Annotated in this window: 20 protein-coding genes, 1 tRNA gene and 1 pseudogene; 9 read left to right on the forward strand and 13 right to left on the reverse strand. The window is 66.3% G+C overall.

Features of this window, described 5'->3' with window-relative positions:
- Positions 1-224 precede the first annotated feature (224 nt).
- The 3 genes from EDF58_RS09495 to EDF58_RS09505 form a co-directional block, all read right to left on the reverse strand.
- Positions 225-2,675, reverse strand: a complete 2,451-nt coding sequence (locus EDF58_RS09495) for a PQQ-binding-like beta-propeller repeat protein (protein WP_243654154.1) — start codon at positions 2,673-2,675, stop codon at positions 225-227.
- Positions 2,676-2,911: 236 nt separating this feature from the next.
- The gene (locus EDF58_RS09500; protein WP_132264803.1) at positions 2,912-3,139 is read right to left on the reverse strand and encodes a DUF2171 domain-containing protein; all 228 of its coding nucleotides are present in this window, start codon (positions 3,137-3,139) and stop codon (positions 2,912-2,914) included.
- Positions 3,140-3,280: 141 nt separating this feature from the next.
- On the reverse strand, positions 3,281-3,541 hold the full coding sequence (locus EDF58_RS09505; RefSeq protein ID WP_132264805.1) for a DUF2171 domain-containing protein: 261 nt from the start codon (positions 3,539-3,541) through the stop codon (positions 3,281-3,283).
- Positions 3,542-3,871: 330 nt separating this feature from the next.
- Here EDF58_RS09505 and EDF58_RS09510 point away from each other — a divergent pair, with 330 nt between their 5' ends.
- Positions 3,872-4,924, forward strand: coding sequence for a ribonucleotide-diphosphate reductase subunit beta (locus EDF58_RS09510; protein WP_132264807.1), 1,053 nt, complete (start codon positions 3,872-3,874; stop codon positions 4,922-4,924).
- Between the two features lie 87 nt (positions 4,925-5,011).
- Here EDF58_RS09510 and EDF58_RS09515 read toward each other — a convergent pair whose 3' ends face one another.
- From EDF58_RS09515 to EDF58_RS09535, 5 genes are all read right to left on the reverse strand, one after another.
- Positions 5,012-5,527 carry a thermonuclease family protein gene (locus EDF58_RS09515; protein WP_243654155.1) on the reverse strand — a complete coding sequence of 172 codons (516 nt, stop codon included), beginning with the start codon at positions 5,525-5,527 and terminating at the stop codon, positions 5,012-5,014.
- 16 nt (positions 5,528-5,543) lie between these two features.
- A complete protein-coding gene (locus EDF58_RS09520; RefSeq protein ID WP_132264811.1) occupies positions 5,544-5,891 on the reverse strand; it encodes a hypothetical protein in 348 nt (115 codons plus the stop codon).
- 85 nt (positions 5,892-5,976) lie between these two features.
- Complete coding sequence (locus EDF58_RS09525; protein WP_243654156.1) at positions 5,977-6,375, reverse strand: hypothetical protein; 399 nt, start codon at positions 6,373-6,375, stop codon at positions 5,977-5,979.
- A gap of 167 nt (positions 6,376-6,542) precedes the next feature.
- Positions 6,543-6,755, reverse strand: coding sequence for a zinc-finger domain-containing protein (locus EDF58_RS09530; protein ID WP_132264813.1), 213 nt, complete (start codon positions 6,753-6,755; stop codon positions 6,543-6,545).
- 174 nt (positions 6,756-6,929) lie between these two features.
- The gene (locus EDF58_RS09535) at positions 6,930-7,499 is read right to left on the reverse strand and encodes an FMN-dependent NADH-azoreductase (RefSeq protein WP_132264815.1); all 570 of its coding nucleotides are present in this window, start codon (positions 7,497-7,499) and stop codon (positions 6,930-6,932) included.
- 198 nt (positions 7,500-7,697) lie between these two features.
- On the opposite strand from EDF58_RS09535, the gene EDF58_RS09540 reads away from it, so the two are divergent.
- From EDF58_RS09540 to EDF58_RS09555, 4 genes are all read left to right on the forward strand, one after another.
- Positions 7,698-8,060, forward strand: coding sequence for a helix-turn-helix domain-containing protein (locus EDF58_RS09540; RefSeq protein ID WP_207912894.1), 363 nt, complete (start codon positions 7,698-7,700; stop codon positions 8,058-8,060).
- Positions 8,061-8,094: 34 nt separating this feature from the next.
- Complete coding sequence (locus EDF58_RS09545) at positions 8,095-8,343, forward strand: hypothetical protein (RefSeq protein ID WP_132264817.1); 249 nt, start codon at positions 8,095-8,097, stop codon at positions 8,341-8,343.
- Positions 8,344-8,425: 82 nt separating this feature from the next.
- Positions 8,426-9,373 carry an ABC transporter ATP-binding protein gene (locus EDF58_RS09550; protein WP_132265326.1) on the forward strand — a complete coding sequence of 316 codons (948 nt, stop codon included), beginning with the start codon at positions 8,426-8,428 and terminating at the stop codon, positions 9,371-9,373.
- Positions 9,374-9,410: 37 nt separating this feature from the next.
- Positions 9,411-9,743 (forward strand): SMR family transporter, encoded by a 333-nt coding sequence (locus tag EDF58_RS09555; RefSeq protein ID WP_165921378.1) that lies wholly within the window; start codon positions 9,411-9,413, stop codon positions 9,741-9,743.
- Between the two features lie 2 nt (positions 9,744-9,745).
- Here the strand turns inward: EDF58_RS09555 and EDF58_RS09560 are convergent, their stop codons facing one another.
- Positions 9,746-9,928, reverse strand: coding sequence for a hypothetical protein (locus EDF58_RS09560; protein WP_132264821.1), 183 nt, complete (start codon positions 9,926-9,928; stop codon positions 9,746-9,748).
- A 257-nt stretch (positions 9,929-10,185) separates the two neighbouring features.
- Between EDF58_RS09560 and nadB the strand changes: the two genes are divergently transcribed.
- On the forward strand, positions 10,186-11,814 hold the full coding sequence (gene nadB, locus EDF58_RS09565) for an L-aspartate oxidase (protein WP_132264823.1): 1,629 nt from the start codon (positions 10,186-10,188) through the stop codon (positions 11,812-11,814).
- A 123-nt stretch (positions 11,815-11,937) separates the two neighbouring features.
- On the opposite strand, the gene EDF58_RS09570 is transcribed toward nadB, so the two are convergent.
- A complete protein-coding gene (locus EDF58_RS09570; RefSeq protein ID WP_132264825.1) occupies positions 11,938-13,410 on the reverse strand; it encodes an ATP-binding protein in 1,473 nt (490 codons plus the stop codon).
- Between the two features lie 180 nt (positions 13,411-13,590).
- On the opposite strand from EDF58_RS09570, the gene EDF58_RS09575 reads away from it, so the two are divergent.
- Entirely contained in the window at positions 13,591-14,463 is an 873-nt protein-coding gene (locus EDF58_RS09575; protein WP_132264827.1) for an NTP transferase domain-containing protein, read from the forward strand.
- Positions 14,464-14,650: 187 nt separating this feature from the next.
- Here the strand turns inward: EDF58_RS09575 and EDF58_RS09580 are convergent.
- The 3 genes and pseudogenes from EDF58_RS09580 to EDF58_RS26625 all read right to left on the reverse strand — a co-directional run.
- Positions 14,651-14,737 (reverse strand) — tRNA-Leu (locus EDF58_RS09580).
- Between the two features lie 226 nt (positions 14,738-14,963).
- Positions 14,964-15,665 carry a DUF3426 domain-containing protein gene (locus EDF58_RS09585; protein WP_243654184.1) on the reverse strand — a complete coding sequence of 234 codons (702 nt, stop codon included), beginning with the start codon at positions 15,663-15,665 and terminating at the stop codon, positions 14,964-14,966.
- Between the two features lie 219 nt (positions 15,666-15,884).
- Positions 15,885-15,980: pseudogene (locus tag EDF58_RS26625) on the reverse strand (MJ0042-type zinc finger domain-containing protein); the annotation flags it as partial.
- A 147-nt stretch (positions 15,981-16,127) separates the two neighbouring features.
- Between EDF58_RS26625 and ftsE the strand changes: the two are divergent.
- Together ftsE and EDF58_RS09595 are read left to right on the forward strand one after the other, a co-directional pair.
- Complete coding sequence (ftsE, locus tag EDF58_RS09590) at positions 16,128-16,841, forward strand: cell division ATP-binding protein FtsE (protein WP_132264831.1); 714 nt, start codon at positions 16,128-16,130, stop codon at positions 16,839-16,841.
- 125 nt (positions 16,842-16,966) lie between these two features.
- Positions 16,967-17,815, forward strand: coding sequence for a cell division protein (locus EDF58_RS09595; protein ID WP_243654178.1), 849 nt, complete (start codon positions 16,967-16,969; stop codon positions 17,813-17,815).
- Positions 17,816-17,841: the final 26 nt, after the last annotated feature.

Raw genomic sequence — 17,841 nt, forward strand, 5'->3', positions numbered from 1 at the left:
CCTGCAAAGCCATAAAACGAGAAGCGCTTGTCGATCGCGTGTTCCAGCCCGCCCGGAACGTCTTGCGGTTCGGGGGCAGCTGTTGATCGGAAACGTCCGTACCGATTCCCGTGCGTACCAAGGGTGCGGGCCTTGGAAGACGGCTTACGAGAGCAGCGCGCGCCGTTCCGGGGCCTGTCGTCCCGCCCGTAAAAGCCAGGCTCTCCGCCCTTCGATGGCCCCGGCTACCGCGCCAGGGGGCGCGTGCCGGTGAGGGGGAAGCTGCCGAAGGGGCCGTTGGCGTTTTCGCCGCTGAGCTTGCCTTCGCGCACCGTGACGTCGTAGCTCACGGTGATCGGCATGGGCATCGAGGCCTTGCCCTGGAATTTCGCGCGGCCGTCCTTCACGCCCCCCGCGACTTCCACCGTGCCCTGGTCGGCGCTGACTTTGCCCGTCACCACATTGCCCGCCACCTTCAGGACCATGACCGCCTTCTGCGCGCCGACCGGGGTCTGGATCACGATGTTCCAGGTGCCCGCGAAGTCCTGCGGCTTTGCATGGCTGGCTTGCGCGGTCCTGGCCTTGTCCAGCAGCGCCTTCTGCTCGGCCGGGGCGGCCTGGGCCCTGGCGCGCAAGTAGAAGCGCATGGTTTCCAGTTCCTCGTCGGTGAAGGCGGAGAACGGCGGCATGCCGTTCATCTTGAGGGCACCTTCCTTCACCACCTGCCGGAACGTGGCCGCATCGGTGATGATCGGGGAATAGCGCAGGTCCGGCGCGGCGCCGCCGCCCACGGCGTTCCAGCCGTGGCAGACCAGGCAGGCGCGCGTGCCGAACAGCATGGCCCCGGCCTGGGCGCGGGCGAGGTCCGGCTTGAAGTCCGGATCGGTGGGCGGGACGAGGTCCGGCATGACGAAGGGCGGGATCGTGTCCTGGCCGTCCAGCGCGAAAGTGAGGACCCGGCGCGGCAGGCGATAGTCGGTACGGAAGGCGGCGTTGCCGGGCGAATTGATCCCCGCGCCGTTGCCCCCGCTGCCGGTGATGACGGTGACGTATTGCCGCCCGTTCATGCGATAGGTAATCGGTGCGCCTACGATCGGGCTTTCGGTCTTGAACGACCAGAGCTGCTTGCCGGTCCTGGCGTCCCGCGCCACGAACCTGCCGTCGATCTGGCCCTGGAACACCAGGCCGCCCGCACTGGCCATGACGCCGCCCGGCCAGTTGCCCGGCAGCTCCACTTCCCAGGCGAGCGACTGCGCGACGGGGTTCCAGGCGCGCAGGAAGCTCTTGTGGCTGCCCGGCAGTTCCACTTCGGGGATCAGCGTCACGCCCATGCCTGCCGTGATCTCGCCGCCGCCCTTCTGGCCGTCGCCGATGAGCGCGCCCTGTTCGATGACCGGGAGATAGACCAGCCCGGTGAGCGGACTGTAGGCCTGCGGCATCCAGGAGTGCGCCCCGGTCGGTCCGGGCCAGAGTTCGAACAGGCCGGGCTTGCCGGCATAGCGGATTCCAGGATTTTCCACCGGGCGTCCGGTCTTGCCGTCGATATGGTCGGCCCAGGTGACCTTGGCGATCTTCTGCGCCGAGATGAACTGGCCGGTCGCGCGGTCGATCACGTAGAAGAACCCGTTCTTCGGCGCCTGCATCAGCACCTTGCGGTCCTTGCCGTCGATCTTCAGCGTGGCCAGCGTCATGTCGGTGGTGGCGGTGCAGTCCCACTGCTCTGCAGGGCAGACCTGGTAGTGCCACTTGTAAGCGCCGGTCTTCACGTCCACCGCCACGATCGAGGCGAGGAACAGGTTGTCCCCGCCGCCGGGGCTGCGCTTCGCCTGATTATAGGGAAAGCCGTTGCCGATGCCGAGGTAGATGAGGCCGAGTTCGGCATCGTAGCTGAAGGCGTTCCAGGCCGTGCCACCGCCGCCGCGGCGCGTGCCGTCGGGGTTTGTCCAGCCGCCGGGCCAGGTCTTGCGCATGACCGCTTCGGCTTTTTCGTTCCCGGGCGTCACCGGGTCTCCCGGCGTGGTGTAGAACCGCCAGGCGAGCTTGCCGGTTCGCGCATCGTAGGCGGAGACGAAGCCGCGCGCCGGGCTGATGTCCGCACCGCCGAAGCCGACGATCACCTTGCCGCCGAACACCCGCGGGGCGCCGTTGGAATTGCGCGGGGAATCGTCCGGGAAGTCGTATGTCTTCCAGACTTCCTTGCCGGTTCTTGCATCAAGGGAGATCACGTAGCCGTCAGTGGTGACAAGGAAGACGTGGCCCGTCCCGTTTTCGCCGGCCTCATAGGCGATGCCCTTGTTGCCCCAGGACATCTGAAGCGCCGAAGTCGCGCGCTCGCGCGTGCCGCCGTCGTATTCCCAGAGCTGCTTGCCGGTCACCGCATCCAGCGCGCGGATGTGGGAGTGGCCGGATGTGAGGAAAACCTTGCCCTCCGCCATCAGCGGCGTGCTGGCGGTATAGCCGGGTTCGAGGTCGAAGTGCCAGGCGAGCTTGAGCCGGCCTACCGTGTCGGTGTCGATCGCATCGAGCGGGGAATAATGGGCTTCGCTGCCGGTGCGGCCCCAGCTCGGCCATTCGTCCGGGTCAGTGACCATGGCCTGTTCGATCGGCTGGGCCGGCTTGTCGCAACTGGTCAGGGCGAGCGGCAGCAGGGCCGCGATCAGGAGCCGCAGCGCGGCAGTGCTTGGGCGTGCAATCACGGCTCTTCCCCCGTTACCTGTTATTCTGGCCCGTCTTCTGTTCTTGTTGCACGGGCTATCAGCCGCGCGCGGGCTTGGGAAGAGTTGCTAGCCTTTGTGTATCATAACTTGCGCGCCCATCGCCCGAGCGAAGAGCGGCGGCAGACGCAGGAACCCCGGCCGTCCGGGGGCGGGAGGCCGGGGTTCCGTCGGGAAGCGGGCGCGCTTCCCTTATCTGTCATCGAGGGACGAAGGCGTCAGTTGGTGCCGGCGCCCATGGGAATCGGCGTGCCTTCCTTCAGATAGACGCGGTTGTCCTCGATGCGGTCCACGTTGTCGAAAGCGATGAAATGATGGGCGCCATCGGAACTGTCGGACCGGGTCAGCTTGAGCTGGTCGTCCTTGACCTCGTCGATGGTCCCGACATGCTTGCCGGTATAATCGGTGACTTCCATGTGCTCACGGATGCGAAGCTTCTCGAACATGAGGGGTTCTCCTGTGCGGGTGAGAGTATCTGCCTTTCTAACGGCCCGCTTCGGCGCTTCGTTCCGGCATTTGGTCCCGTAGGCAAAACGGCTCGTGCGAGGCTGCGGCAGGGCGGATCAGGGTTCCCGCGCCCGGCGCGCTCAGGGCTCGGCCCCTAGCCCGAAGGTGGCATCGCCGCGCGGGGAGAGGAGGATCCTGTCGCCGTCGACACCGTCGATCTCCGACACCGCGATGAAGGACGAGCCTTCGCCTTCCAGCACCACTTCCTGCCCGTCGACATGATCGACCGTGCCGATCGCGCTGCCGTCCGCCGCGATCACCGTCATACCCTTTTTGACGACGCCCGATTCGGTGGGCCAGGAGGTCTGGACGGGGTCGAAGTCCGATGGTGAAGGGGGCATGGCTTATTCCTCCGTGAAGGGCGGGACGGGCTTGTCGATAAGGGAGAAAGCGCTGCAAACCGGCCCGGTTCCACGATTCGCCACTTACCGCTGGCCCACAAGCCCTTGCGTCCCCATATTGGTCAAGGCGCAAGATGTGCCTTTTTGCTGTGCAAACTTTTGCCAACCCGCTCCAAAAACGATCAAATTTGGGTATCGTGGCGGGCATCGGCCCCGGAGCTTGCTCCGGGCCTCCAAGATCATGCGCCGGGAAAGGCGCGAAAGGCCGCATATCGGCCTTTCGAATCGCCCGGCGCCCCATGCGAATCGAACCCCCGGAGTTGTCCGCCCATGTCCCTTCTCGAAGCCCGCAAGACCTACAAGCCCTTCGAATACCCCTGGGCTTACGACTTCTGGAAGACGCAGCAGCAGATCCACTGGCTGCCCGAGGAAGTGCCGCTGGGCGAGGATTGCCGCGACTGGGCGCAGAACATCTCGGAGCATGAGCGCAACCTGCTCACCCAGATCTTCCGCTTCTTCACCCAGGCCGACGTGGAAGTGCAGGACTGCTACCACGAGAAGTACGCGCGCGTCTTCAAGCCGACCGAGATCAAGATGATGCTCACTGCTTTCTCCAACATGGAGACGGTGCACATCGCCGCCTACTCGCACCTGCTCGACACCATCGGCATGCCCGAGAGCGAATACGGCATGTTCCTTGAGTACGAGGAGCTGAAGGCCAAGCACGATTACCTGCAGAAGTTCGGCGTCGACAATGACGAGGACATCGCGCGCACACTGGCCATGTTCGGCGGCTTCACCGAGGGCGTGCAGCTCTTCGCCAGCTTCGCGATGCTGATGAACTTCCCGCGCTTCAACAAGATGAAGGGCATGGGCCAGATCGTTTCGTGGTCCGTGCGCGACGAATCGCTGCACTGCGAGGGCATCACCCGCCTGTTCCACGCCTTCGTGCAGGAGCGTAACTGCCTGACCAAGGCCGTGAAGGACGACATCGCCGACCAGTGCCAGACCACGGTTCGCCTGGAAGACGCCTTCATCGACCTGGCCTTCGAGATGGGTCCGGTCCCCGGCATGACCGCCAAGGACATCAAGAAGTACATCCGCTACATCGCCGACTGGCGCCTCAGCCAGCTGGGCCTGAACCCGATCTACCTGATCGAGGATCACCCGCTGCCCTGGCTCCAGCCGCTGCTGAACGGCGTGGAGCACGCGAACTTCTTCGAAACCCGCTCGACGGAATATTCGAAGGGCGCGACGCGCGGCAACTGGAACGACGTGTGGTCGAACTTCGATTCGCGCCGCAAGGTGAAGGCCAACGACGAAGTGCTCGTGGCCGACGGCACCGAACCCGACATGTTCGGCGCGACCGAAGCGGCCGAATAAGCCGGTTCACAAAGAAACAGGAAAGGGCCCGGGAGCAGCGCTTCCGGGCCCTTTTCCATGCCGGTCCGTTTCCTGGGGGTGTGCCGATCAGCACCAGCTGCGGCGATGCCCCTGCCACTGCTCCGCCAGGCCTTCTTCCACCAGCGTCGCGCCCAGGCTGCGGCCTTTGCGGGTGACGATGCGCAGGGCGCGGCCGTAGCGGTCCTTGTCGCGGCCATCGCCGCCGGGCTGGAGCGTGAAGGGACCGGCGTTCAGCAGGGCGATCAGGCGGCGCGTCGCCTCCGCGCCGAGTTGCGCCTCGTCCCGGCACTCGGGCGTGCTGGTTTCGGGGGTGTTGATGTCGGCGATGCGGATCTTGGTGCCCTGGTACCAGAAGGTGTCGCCATCGACGACGCAGGTCTTGCGCACCGGACCCGAGCAATGGGCGAAGCGCGCGGTCTCGGTATCGGGCGCGGCGGGAAACAGGCCGCCGCCCAGCGTGGGCGCGCCGCTGCGCTGGTCGTGCCAGAGATAGAGCCCGGCCACGAGAACGAGCGGCAGCAGCAGCCAGATCGAAGCCGGGTGCCAGCGCCGGTGCGAGGGCCGGCGGTAAGGTCTTGGCATGGGGGAAGAAGTGTCCTCAGGTTCCGTATTCGCGCGCATCTGGGGCGTCGAATTCGCCCCGGCAAGTGCGAATCAGCCTGTCCAGCTCATGATGGTGGAAAGCGCGCAGGAGACGGAAGCCCAGTGTGCCGTTGCCGCTCCAGCGCACCCGCGCCTCGAATGGCTCCGCGCCATCCGGGGCGATGAGCAGCACTTCGCCGTTCTCGATGGGGTCGGGCAGCAGGTCGGCAGGCATGACGCAGCCGATCCGGCAGCCTTCCTGCGACACTTCTACAAGAAGGCCGGTGCCGATCCGGCGTGACCCACGCAGGATGCTCGCTTCGCGGCGAAGGGCATAGCGCTGATGCGCACGTATTCTGAGCATGTTCACAGGCAGTCGCCCCCCGGCATCCCTCTAAACGATATATGGCGTATCATTCTTATCATTCGGTTACCGACGCCGGCGGCGTTCAGATCCACAAAGTCGATGGATCGGGCATGGGCTCGTGCTTCTGCGCGTTGAGCAGGCTCATCACGCTGCGCACGATCACCAGCACGGCCACGGCCATGAGCACCAGGAAGCCGATCACCACGACCAGGAGCAGCACGCCCAGGACCGAGCCGACGAGGCCGATCCAGAATGTGTTGATCTGGTACTGGTAATGCGATCGTTCCCAACCGTCCCCGGCTTTTCCGCGCCAGACGTAGGCAAGGACGATGCCCACGATCGCCGTGACGCCGGTGATGCAGGACGCCAGGTAGAGCAGGCTGATGATCGTCGGGTGATTGAATTCGAAGCCGGGAGTCGTGCCGGGACCCCGTTCGGTATCCGGGCCGGAATTCGCCTTCATGCGGTCCAGGTCGTCCATGGCTTTCCTCCATGCTGTTCCCGGACCGGGATGCTGCCCGGTTTATGACAAGCGTGCAAGACTTGGATTTTCCCGCGTTCCCCGGCTGGGAGGACGCAGGTAGCTGGAAGGGGAAGGCAGGATCGGGCGCCGGGCCGCCATGGGCCCGGTCGCGCCCGGAATGCGGATCAGGCTGCGCGCTGGTCGGCGGGGCCGTTTTTCAGGACGAAATGGCGGTCGCAATAGCCGCAGTCGACATAGCCCTTCTCGTCGATCTCCAGCCACACGCGCGGGTGGCCGAGGGCGGCGGGCACATAGTTGCCGGCGGCGCGGATGTCGGTGGCCCCGTCGCAGGAAACGCGGTGGGAATCGGTGTAGACGGTTTCGGGCTGCGTGCTCATGGATCGGCCGATTACCAAGCCTTCACGGGAATTTCCAGCAAGTCTTTGCTTGGTGGGCTCATCACTTCCGAATGGCTTGCGGCACCGGCCCGGGTCAAACCCGGGCCGGTGCCGCTCAAAAACGGGCGGGCGCCCGTTTGTGCCCGGCCGCGCGGCCGGAAGTTGCCTTGGATGTCAGGCCGGGACAGCCAGGGTGCCGGCTTCGGCAAGGGCGTCGGCAAGCGCCTTTTCACGAACGTCGGGGCCGATGGCGATGCCTTCGGCGAGCACGAAGATGGGATCGGTGATGCCGATGAAGCCCAGGACCGCGCGCAGATAGCTCTCGGCATGCTCGACCGCGGCGCCGGGCTGGCCTTCGCCGTAGTAACCGCCGCGCGAAAGGGCGATGTAGACCTTCTTGCCGCCGGCCAGGCCCTGCGGACCTTCGGCAGTGTACTGGAAGGTCTTGCCGGCCACGAGCACGCGGTCGAACCAGGACTTGAGCTGGCTGGGGATGGTGAAGTTGTACATGCCCGCGCCGATCACGACCACGTCGGCAGCGAGGAATTCGGCCAGCTCGGGCGTGCCTTCAGGATTGCCGAGCACGTCGAGGGTGAGGTGCGGCAGGGCCTCGGCGGCGAGATCGCGGTAGGAAACCTCCAGCGAGGGATCGGCCTTGGTCAGCGAGGCGGTGATCGCGGCCGAAACGGCGCGGCTGACGGAATTTTCGCCGAGGATGCTGGAATCGAGGTGGAGAAGCTTCATGACGTTTGGCCTTTCTGGAAGGGCAGTCTGGAAAATGGCGTTGGTCTGGAATAATGACTGGCTCTAGCTATGTTGCACTGCGAAGAACGCCAAGAGCGCATTTTTTCAGGACCAGGTACCATGAAGATGACTACCCTTGAGAAGCCGGTTCCCGAAAAGCGGGCCTCCGAAAATCCGGTCTCTGCCGCCGCGCCGGACATGGTGCATTCCGCCGGCGCCTGCCGGGTGATCGGAGATATCCTCAGCCGGGTGGGGGACAAGTGGTCGATGCTGGTGGTCATGACGCTGCTGGAAGGCGACCGTCATTTCAACGAATTGAAGCGCGCGATCGACGGCATCTCGCAGCAGATGCTTTCGCGCACGTTGCGGGCGCTGGAGCGCGACGGGCTGGTGCTGCGCACCGTCCATCCCAGCGTACCCGTGCGCGTCGAATATGCGCTCAGCGATCTCGGCCGCTCGCTTTCGCTGCCGGTGAAGGAACTGGGAGCCTGGGCCTTCGCCAACCGTCCGGAGATCGAGGCGAGCCGCAACTTCTTCGATAGCCGCAGCGCGGACAGCTGATCCGGGCGCCGAGGGGACAGGACAAGGGGGCTCCATGGAAGCATTCGTCGTCCTGGGCACGGCGCTGGTTCTGCTGATCGCCATGCCGGCGCTGATCGGCCGGATGATGCGGCGCGCGCGGCGCAAGCGCCAGGACCGTGCGATCGGCATGGGGTTCGAGGGTGCTTTCGATGTTTTCGATCCCGCCCGGGCCCGCGCCTTGCAGACGATCCGGCAGCACCAGGAAATCGGCGAGGCGGACGAGGGCAACCAGGGCGAACTGATCGACCCGCCCCGGCACTGAGCGGCCGTTTTTCGGAACTTGAAGGGCCGGGCAGCGCATGCCGGGCCTTTACTGGGACGCCGTCCTGCCCCACATGCGGGCCATGACCAGCACGACGTCCGCCGCCATCTCGATCCGCGACCTCAAGAAGCGCTACGCCCCCGCCGGAAGCGGAGAGGGCAAGCTGGCGCTCAAGGGCGTATCCTTCGACGTTCCGGAAGGCGGGATCTTCGGGCTGCTCGGCCCGAACGGCGCGGGCAAGTCCACGCTGATCAACATCATGGCGGGGCTCGTGCGCAAGACCTCGGGCTCGATCGATATCTGGGGCTTCGATATCGACAGGAACCAGCGCAACGCCAAGCGCTCGATCGGCATCGTTCCGCAGGAAATCGTGTTCGACCCGTTCTTCACGCCGTTCGAGGTGCTGGAGAACCAGGCCGGACTCTATGGCATCACCAAAGCGCTGCGCCGCTCGGAAGAGCTGCTGCGCGCGGTGCACTTGTCCGACAAGCGCGACGCCTATGCCCGCACGCTTTCGGGGGGCATGAAACGCCGCCTGCTGATTGCCAAGGCGCTGGTCCATCAGCCGCCCGTGCTGGTGCTCGACGAGCCGACCGCCGGCGTGGACGTGGAACTGCGCCGCCAGCTCTGGGAACTGGTGAGCGAACTCAACCGCGAAGGCGCGACCATCGTGCTCACCACGCATTACCTCGAAGAGGCCGAGGAACTGTGCGACCGGATCGCCATCATCAATCACGGCGAACTGATCGCCAACAAGCCGACCCGCGAACTGGTGGGCATGGCACGCGAGAAGATCCTGGTGCTGACGCTGGACCGCGACGTTTCGGCGCTGCCCAGCCACCCCGGCTTCCTCAAGTGCGAGATGACCGGGGAGCGCGTTCTCCAGATCACTTACGACAAGGACCGCAGCAACGCGGGCGAGATCCTCTCGGCCGTACAGGCGCAGGGCTTCGCCATCATCGACGTGACCACGCGCGAGGCGGACCTGGAGGACGTCTTCGTCAGCCTCACCAGTTCGGTCGCGGCGTGATCGCGCCGCCGGTAGGGTGCTGCCGTCAGGGATCGGCCTGGTGAGCTACCTCTACCTGGCGGTCGCCATCGTCGCCGAAGTGATCGCCACGTCGTTTCTCAAGCAGTCGAACGGGTTCACCCGGCTGGTGCCGACGCTGATCATGGCGGCGGGCTATATGGTGGCGTTCTATTGCCTGTCGCTGGCGCTGCGCGGCATGCCGACCGGCGTGGCCTATGCGATCTGGTCCGGGGCGGGGATCGTGCTGATTGCCGGGATCGCGTGGATATTCCAGGGGCAGAAGCTGGACTTGCCGGCGATCCTGGGCATGGCGCTGATCATTGCCGGGGTGATCGTGATGAACTTGTTCTCCCGGGCCGCAGCACACTGACCTCAGGCGCGGCCTTCGGGGAATTCCTTCCAGACCCTGTGTGCATGGCGGCGGATCGTCCGGCTGCAGAGGCTGCAGATCGCCGCGTAATGCGTGCCGTCCCAATGCACGGAATCGCGGTCCGGCGCGTGCCGGTCGAAACGGCAGAACATGGTCTGGAGGGGGTGTCGGTAAAAGGCAGTCATCCCGGCATGCTCCCTACAGAAGCTTCTTGAAGAATGCGGATCCGAAAAACGCGGGCCCGGAGAAGCTGACCTTGAAGAAGTCGGTCGAGAAACGGTCCGGCTTTCTCTGCGCGGGCCGGTTTGGGGCGACGTTACCCTCTTAATGAATATCCGGCGAGTTTAGAGACTGTAACGCTGCACTGCAACATGATTGCGGGCGGGCTTGGCGGGCAAAGCTAAATATTGCGTGACGCGCCCAGTCCCGGCATGGAGCCGGAATGGTTACGAATATTGATCCCGTCCCCGCGCAAGACCCTTCCCCGTCCGATTGGCCGCAACACGATGTGATCGTGATCGGCTCCGGCGCGGCTGGGCTGACCGCGGCTCTGGAACTGGCCGACAAGCTGAAGGTCCTGGTCCTGGCCAAGGGCGGGCTGACCGGTGGCTCCACGGCCTGGGCGCAAGGCGGGATCGCCGCTGTGCTCGATGCGGGCGATACGTTCGACGAACATATCGAGGATACCATGGTGGCCGGCGCGGGTCTCAACCGGCGCGAAACGGTGGAGTTCGTGATCGAGCGCGCACCCCATGCCATCGAGCGGCTGGTCGAACTGGGCGTGCCGTTCAACACCGAGGGCAGCGAGCTTCACCTCACGCGCGAGGGCGGCCATTCGCATCGCCGCATCGTCCATGTCGCCGATGCTACCGGCTGGGCGGTGCAGAGCGCCTTGCTCAAGGCCGCGGAAGACCATCCCAACATCACGCTGCTGCCCGGGCAGTCGTGCATCGACCTGATCACCGGCCGGCACGAACTGCGCTATTCGGGTTCGGGGCGGGTCTGGGGCGTCTACGCGCTCGACGAGAAATCCGGCCGGGTCGCGGCGCATACCGCCCGCGCGACGATCCTGGCGACAGGCGGCGCGGGACGCGTCTACCAGTTCTCCACGGCGCCGCGCGGGGCCACGGGTGACGGGATCGCCATGGCCTGGCGCGCGGGTGCGCGCGTCTCCAACATGGAGATGATGCAGTTCCATCCGACCTGCCTCTACAATCTGGAGGTCAAGAACTTCCTCATCACCGAGGCCGTGCGCGGGGAGGGCGGGCACCTGCTCCACCCGGTCACCGGCCACCGCTTCATGCCGGACTACGACGAGCGCGCCGAACTGGCCCCGCGCGATGTCGTGGCCCGCGCCATCGACGACCAGATCAAGCGCTCCGGGCTGGACTACGTTCACCTCGATATCAGCCACCAGCCCGAGGAATTCATCCGCGAGCACTTCCCGAACATCTACGAGAAGCTTCTGGGCCTGGGCATCGACATGACGAAGGAGCCGATCCCGGTCGTGCCCGCCCAGCACTACACCTGCGGCGGCGTGCTGATCGACCTTGACGGCAAGACCGACCTGCCGGGGCTCTATGCGGCGGGGGAATGCACCGAGAGCGGGCTTCACGGCGCCAACCGGCTTGCGTCCAATTCGCTGCTCGAATGCTTCGTCTTCGGCGAATCCTGCGCGGCCCATATCCTGGACCACTGGGACGCGTTCGACAGTCCGCCCCCCGTCCGCGCCTGGGACGAAAGCCGGGTGATCGATTCCGACGAGGAAGTCGTCATCAAGCAGAACTGGACGGAAATCCGCCGGTTCATGTGGAACTATGTCGGCATCGTGCGCACCACCAAGCGGCTGGAACGCGCCATGCACCGCATCCAGATGCTCAACGGCGAGGTCGAGGAATACTACCGCCACTTCCGCGTTTCGACCGACCTGATCGAGCTGCGCAACCTGCTTCAGACGGCGGAACTCATCGTCCGCTCGGCGCTGCACCGGCACGAGAGCCGGGGACTTCACTTCACGCTGGACTATCCCCGGGCCGAGGCCGAGCCGCACGATACCGTGCTGGTGCCCTGAAGCGGCAATTCCGGCATGCCATGACCAAGGGTCAGGACGAGAAAGCGGCTCGGAAACGAGCCGGCCAACGCCGTTTTTCCGCGGAGCAAGGGACCGGCACCTCCTGCAGGAGGTCCTGGACCTTCAGCCCTCGACAGGTGCCGTCGTGACGCCAAGATCGGGCAGGCCTACCGAGCGCTTGCCGGAGAAGTCCGTGCGGACCACGATCAGCCCATCCTTCTCCAGGTAGTCGAGCAGGCGCGCGACGCGGCGGGGGCTGCTGGTGCCGTAGATCCGGGCCAGGGTCATGTCGTCAGGGCAGGGCAGCCCGTCCATCGCGGCGCGGGCGATCATGTAGAACGGCGCCAGCGCATCGTCGGGGACGTGCTTGGCCAGGTTCACGAGATCGAACCAGCGCTCGTCGTCGGGATCTTCGATACCGGCCATGGCGGCCGCGAAGCCGCGGCGGAACATCGTGGCGTCCACGCCGCGCACCGAGATGCCCTTCATGCGGCAGCGGATCGTGAAGTCCTGGAACAACGTGGTCGAGGACTGGAACGTGCATTCCGGGTCCTGGGCCATGGTGTTGAGGATTTCGAGCATCGCCGCGCGGTTTTCCTCGGGCTCGGGTTCCGGGCGTTCGAGGCGCGGGGGCGCCGCGGCGGATGCCGGCTGGCCATGGGCGATCGTTTCGCTCAACGCGTCGACGTCCACTGCCGGGCGCGGTGCGGGGCGGGCGAATTCGGGGCGGTCCGGCTCGACGTGCAGATTGTCGTGCAGCAGTTCGCGCAGCTCGTCGGTCGAGGCGGTGGGCAGCGGCATCAAGCCGGGCGTGACCGACTTCGCGCCGGTCAGCACGGAGCCGATGTTGACCGCCACCGGGCGGCGGCTGATCGCCGGGCCGAGGCCGAGGAACTGGCCGCGTGCGAGGTCGCGGATCGATTCCGCCTGGCGCCGTTCCATGCCCAGCAGGTCGGCCGCGCGCACCATGTCGATGTCGAGGAACGTGCGTCCCATCAGGAAGTTCGAGGCTTCGGCCGCCACGTTCTTGGCCAGCTTGGCGAGGCGCTGGGTGGCGATCACGCCGGCCAGCCCGCGCTTGCGTCCGCGGCACATGAGGTTGGTCATGGCCGCCAGGCTGACCCGGCGCGCTTCTTCGGACACTTCGCCGGCCGCGGCGGGCGCGAACATCTGCGCTTCGTCCACCACCACCAGCGCGGGATACCACTGCTCGCGCGGGGCATCGAACATGGCATTGAGGAACTGCGCGGCGCACTTCATCTGCTGGTCGATTTCCAGCTCGTCCAGTGCCAGGACGACAGAGGCGCGGTGCTCGCGGATGCGCGCGCCGAGGCGGACGATCTCGCTTTCGGCATAAGCGGCGCCGTCGATCACGACATGGCCGAATTCCTCCGCAAGGCTGACGAAGTCGCCTTCCGGGTCGATCACCACCTGCTGCACGACCGAAGCGCTCTCTTCGAGCAGGCGGCGCAGCAGATGCGACTTGCCGGACCCGGAATTGCCCTGCACCAGCAGGCGGGTCGCGAGTAGTTCCTTGATGTCGATCTCGATCGACTCGCCCTGCGGGGTCTGGCCGATCACGATATTGGCGCTCACGTCTGCTGCCTTGGGCAAGCGGGCGGCGAGAGGCAAGCCGAAGCGGGCGCGTTATCCATAGCTTGAACATGCGGCGGCCGATCCGCCTGCGAGAATCGCGGAGTTCTGCGGCCGGCGCGCGGCAGGGCGGTGGCCGAAGTCACGGCGCTGTCACAAGTACGGGGCATAGCGTCAGGGATCATGACTCCTCCGGTTTCTCCCGATATCGACGACATCGAACACCCACCCCTCCGCCTGGTCGTCCTGGCCGGTCATGGGCTGGGCCCGGCGGGCGTCGACCCTCTGGCGGAACGCTTCGGAGAGAAGCACCGCTGCCTGATCCCCTTGGCGGGTCGGCCGCTGATCGCCCATGTGCTGCAGACCGCCGCGCAGCATCCGCGCGTCGCCAGCCTGGCCGTCTGCGTCGAGCGTGAGGCGTTCGATCCGATCTGGGACGTGCTCACCCGCCTGCCGGGCCGGGGCACCATTGCGCTGGTCGAAGCGAAAGAGGACATCGCCGAAAGCGTGCGCGCCGCGGCGGAAGACTGGGACGGGCCGCTGCTCGTCACCACGGCCGATCATGCGCTGCTCAGCCCGGAATCGATCGATGCCATGGCCGACATGCTGGTGGGCTGCGACGTGACGTTCGCGCTTGCCCGGCGCGATGCGGTGGAGGCGGCGCATCCCAGCGCCTTGCGCAACTATATCGCGCTGCGCGACGGCGAGTTCGCGACATGCGATCTCTACGGCATGGCGGGGGCCCGCTTCGTGGATGCCGTGGACGTGTTTCGCGGCGCCCGCATCGGCGGACGGGAAAGCGCTCGCATCCTGCGGGCGATCGGCCTGGTCGGGCTGGTGATGATAAAGTTGGGCATGGAATCGCTGTCCGGCGCCGTCGTGCGCGCGTCGCGCCGCATGGGCCTGCGGGTGCGCGCCGTCATCATGGCCGACGGCACCCAGGCCATCGATGTCGACAACGACCGGACTTACGCGATCGTGCGCGACCTGCTGGGCGACAGCACGCCTGTCTCTCCCGACGAACTCGGCAAAGGCGTGGCGCGCGCCGTCGCCTGAGGCATCCTGCTGCACTGAGGGCAGCGGCGCCGCGATCTGCTTATAGAGAGGGAATGGAAGCCTGGACGGGCAGTCCGCCATGTCGGCTACGCGGCTGGCGAGGCAACGATTCTCAGGAGCCCAAACGACTTTCGGGCCCCCTTGCGGGGGCCCGAAGGCTTTGTCCAATCTTGATCTACAAGAGTGATGGTGCGGTCAAGAAGACTCGAACTTCCACGGGCTTTCGCCCACAACGACCTCAACGTTGCGCGTCTACCAATTCCGCCATGACCGCTAAATCACCGGGGGGCTTCGAAGCCGCCCCTTGGCAGGAGCGCGCCACTAGCAAAGGGTTCCGAACCCGGCAAGTGGCTTCCGCCAATTATTTTCAAAAAGATCGAATTATTTTGCAGGTCACCGATTTTGTGGCGGATTCGCGTGACCATGCAGAAACGCGCCCAGGCCTTGCGGCCGGGCGCGCTGTAAAGCCGGCAGCGGAGTGCCGGCCGATGCTGCGAAAATTATTCGGGCTTCCAGCCGATTTCGGCGGCGGCAGCGGCCTTGGGAATGTCCGTCAGGGCCTCGTTGACGGTGATCGCTTCTCCGGGGGCCAGCTTCCGCTTGGAAGGGACCACTTCCTTTTCGTAGACGATGCGGTCCCGCTTGTCGCGCAGCACCACCAGCAGGGAGGGCACGTTGCGGGCCACGCTGCCGATATTGCTGATCGTGCCGCTGACCGAGAAGAACTCGGTGCCGTCGGGCAGGGGCTTGCGGTCCTGCCGCTTGCGCGGAAAGTCCAGCTGGAGATCGGGCTGGGCCTGCGAAAAGGTCTGGTGCGGGATCGGCAGCCAGTCCGGCAGGCCGCCCCATGCCACTGCGCCCGTCAGCCCCAGGGCGACGACGGCAAAGAGCGCCGAGCCGAACGTGGCGATCCGCGTCCAGTTGCGGCGCGGGCGGAACGGCGGGGCGAAGTCGAAGCTGGAATGGCCCTCGTCCGCATAGTGGACGGCGGTGGTGTCGTCGTAGACCGCGCCGGACTTGCGGGTGCTCCGTTCACTGTCGCCGGCAACGGCGGCGGGCGGCGATACCGGTTCGGTCTCGCGGGAAGCCTCGCCCTGGCGGCTTGCCGATGTGGGGGGCGGTGCCGGTTCCGGCGCGGCTTGGGCGGCGGTGCGACCCGGAACGCGGATCGCTTCGCGCGGCGCGGCCGGCTGCACGGGCACGGCGGGAGCCGGTTGCGCGGCGGGGGTCGGTCGCGCGGCAACAGGCGCGGGTTCCGCGGGCCAGGTTTCCGCGGGCGGCTGTTCAACCGGCCGTTGTTCAACTGGCCGCTGTTCAACTGGCCGTGGTTCGGCGGGGCGGGGCTCTGCCGCGTAAGTCGGCGCGTCCTGAACCGGGGCGGGTTCGGCCGCAGCCTCGGGGCCTTCCTGGAACCAGCTGTGGCGGCACTTGGCGCAGCGTACCGTGCGGCCGTCGATGCCGATCGCGCTGTCCGGCACGGCATATCGTGTAGAGCAAGCTGGGCAGGCAATGATCATGATAACAAGCTAAAGCACGAGTGACTCTCTTACGACAAGGCATCGACCTGTGGGCACAAGCCGGAACGCCCTTTTTTCCACATTCAATGCTCGCTATAGCGCATCGGGTCGCCCGTTCGGACCAGACGCAGCATAGATTATACGAGCATGATCGCCGACGGGGAAATCGTTCATTTCGACAATGTCGGCTTGCGCTACGGTACGGAGCGCGAGGTGCTGTCCGATTTGACCTTCACGCTTTTCGCGGGGCGGTTCTATTTCCTCACCGGGGCGAGCGGCGCGGGGAAGACCTCGCTGCTGCGGCTGCTCTATCTGGCGCAGCGGCCGTCGCGCGGGGCGATCCGCATGTTCGGGACCGACGCCATAACCCTGCCGCGCAGCCGTCTGCCGGGGCTGCGGCGGCGGATCGGCGTGGTGTTCCAGGATTTCCGCCTGATCCCGCATCTCTCGGCCTTCGATAACGTCGCCCTGCCACTGCGTGTCGCCGGCCATCAGGAGCGCGACATCGGCGGCCCCGTGCGGGACATTCTCGAATGGGTCGGCCTGTCGGACAAGATGGACGCCCGCCCGGCGACGCTTTCCGGCGGTGAGCAGCAACGCGTGGCCATAGCCCGCGCGGTGATCGCGCGCCCGGCGATCCTGGTGGCGGACGAGCCGACCGGCAACGTCGATTCCGAGATGGCGCTCAAGTTGCTGCGCCTTTTCGAGATGCTCAACCGGCAGGGCACGACCGTCGTCGTCGCCACGCACGATCTCGACTTGCTGCGCAAGGTGCCGGACAGCCTGATCATGCGGCTGGACCGCGGACGCCTGGCCGATCCCACCGGCGCCTTGCGCTATCCCCCACGGCGGCCGTCATGAGCGGGGACGACATCTCCGGGGCGGGTCGGTCCCGCCGAGGGGGTGAACAGGGTGCGGGTTCCCGTTGGAGTTGGGGCTGGCGGCGGCTGGGCGTCCGCGGCGCGGAGCTGATCCCGCAGACGCGCATGTCCGGGCCGATGCCCTGGGTGATCGCGATCATGGTGGCGATGACCGCCATCGCGCTCGCGGCCGGGCTTGCGCTCGGCAATGCGATTTCCTCGGCCCGGGCCGAGATCGAGGGCGGAGTCACCATCCAGGTGATCGAGCCGCGCGACGATATTCGCGCAAGGGAAGCCGCCGCGGCGGTGGAGGCGATCAAGCGCCTGCCGCATGTCGCGGGCCTGCGCCAGGTGCCCCAGGCCGAGCTGGACGCCCTGATCGAACCCTGGCTCGGCACCGGCATTGCCGCTGCCACCGGCGCGGCGATTCCCGTGCCTTCGCTGATCGACGTGCGGCTCAAGGGGCCGGCGACGCCGCAGCAGCTCGGCGCGATCGAACAGGCCATCGCCCGGGTCGCGCCTTCGGCCAAAGTCGATGCCCAATCCACCTGGCTGAAGCCGGTGTTCGACGCGATGGTATCCTTGCAGGTGCTGTCGATCTCGCTGGTCGTGCTGCTCGCCGGCGCCCTGGCCGCGGCGGTGTTGCTGGCGGCGCGCTCGGCGCTGGGCGCCAATCGCGATGTGATCGAGATCGTCCACTTGCTGGGCGGAACGGATACCCAGGTCGCCCGCGTGTTCCAGCGCTCCATCGGCTATGACGCGGCGGGCGGCGGTACCGTGGGACTGGCCCTGGCGATGGTGGTGATCCTTTCGCTGGGCCGTCGTTTCGCGAGTCTCGGCGCCGGGCTGGTGGACAGCGGCGCCCTGGTCTGGAGCGACTGGCTGCTGCTGGCGCTGGTCCCGCTGCTCTCCACCCTGCTCGCCATGCTGACGGCACGCCTGACGGTGCTGCACGCATTGCGCAAGATGCTATAGTCTACGCAAGTCGCTATAGATCGCTC

Source organism: Novosphingobium sp. PhB57, from assembly GCF_004342985.1.
Taxonomy (GTDB): domain Bacteria; phylum Pseudomonadota; class Alphaproteobacteria; order Sphingomonadales; family Sphingomonadaceae; genus Novosphingobium.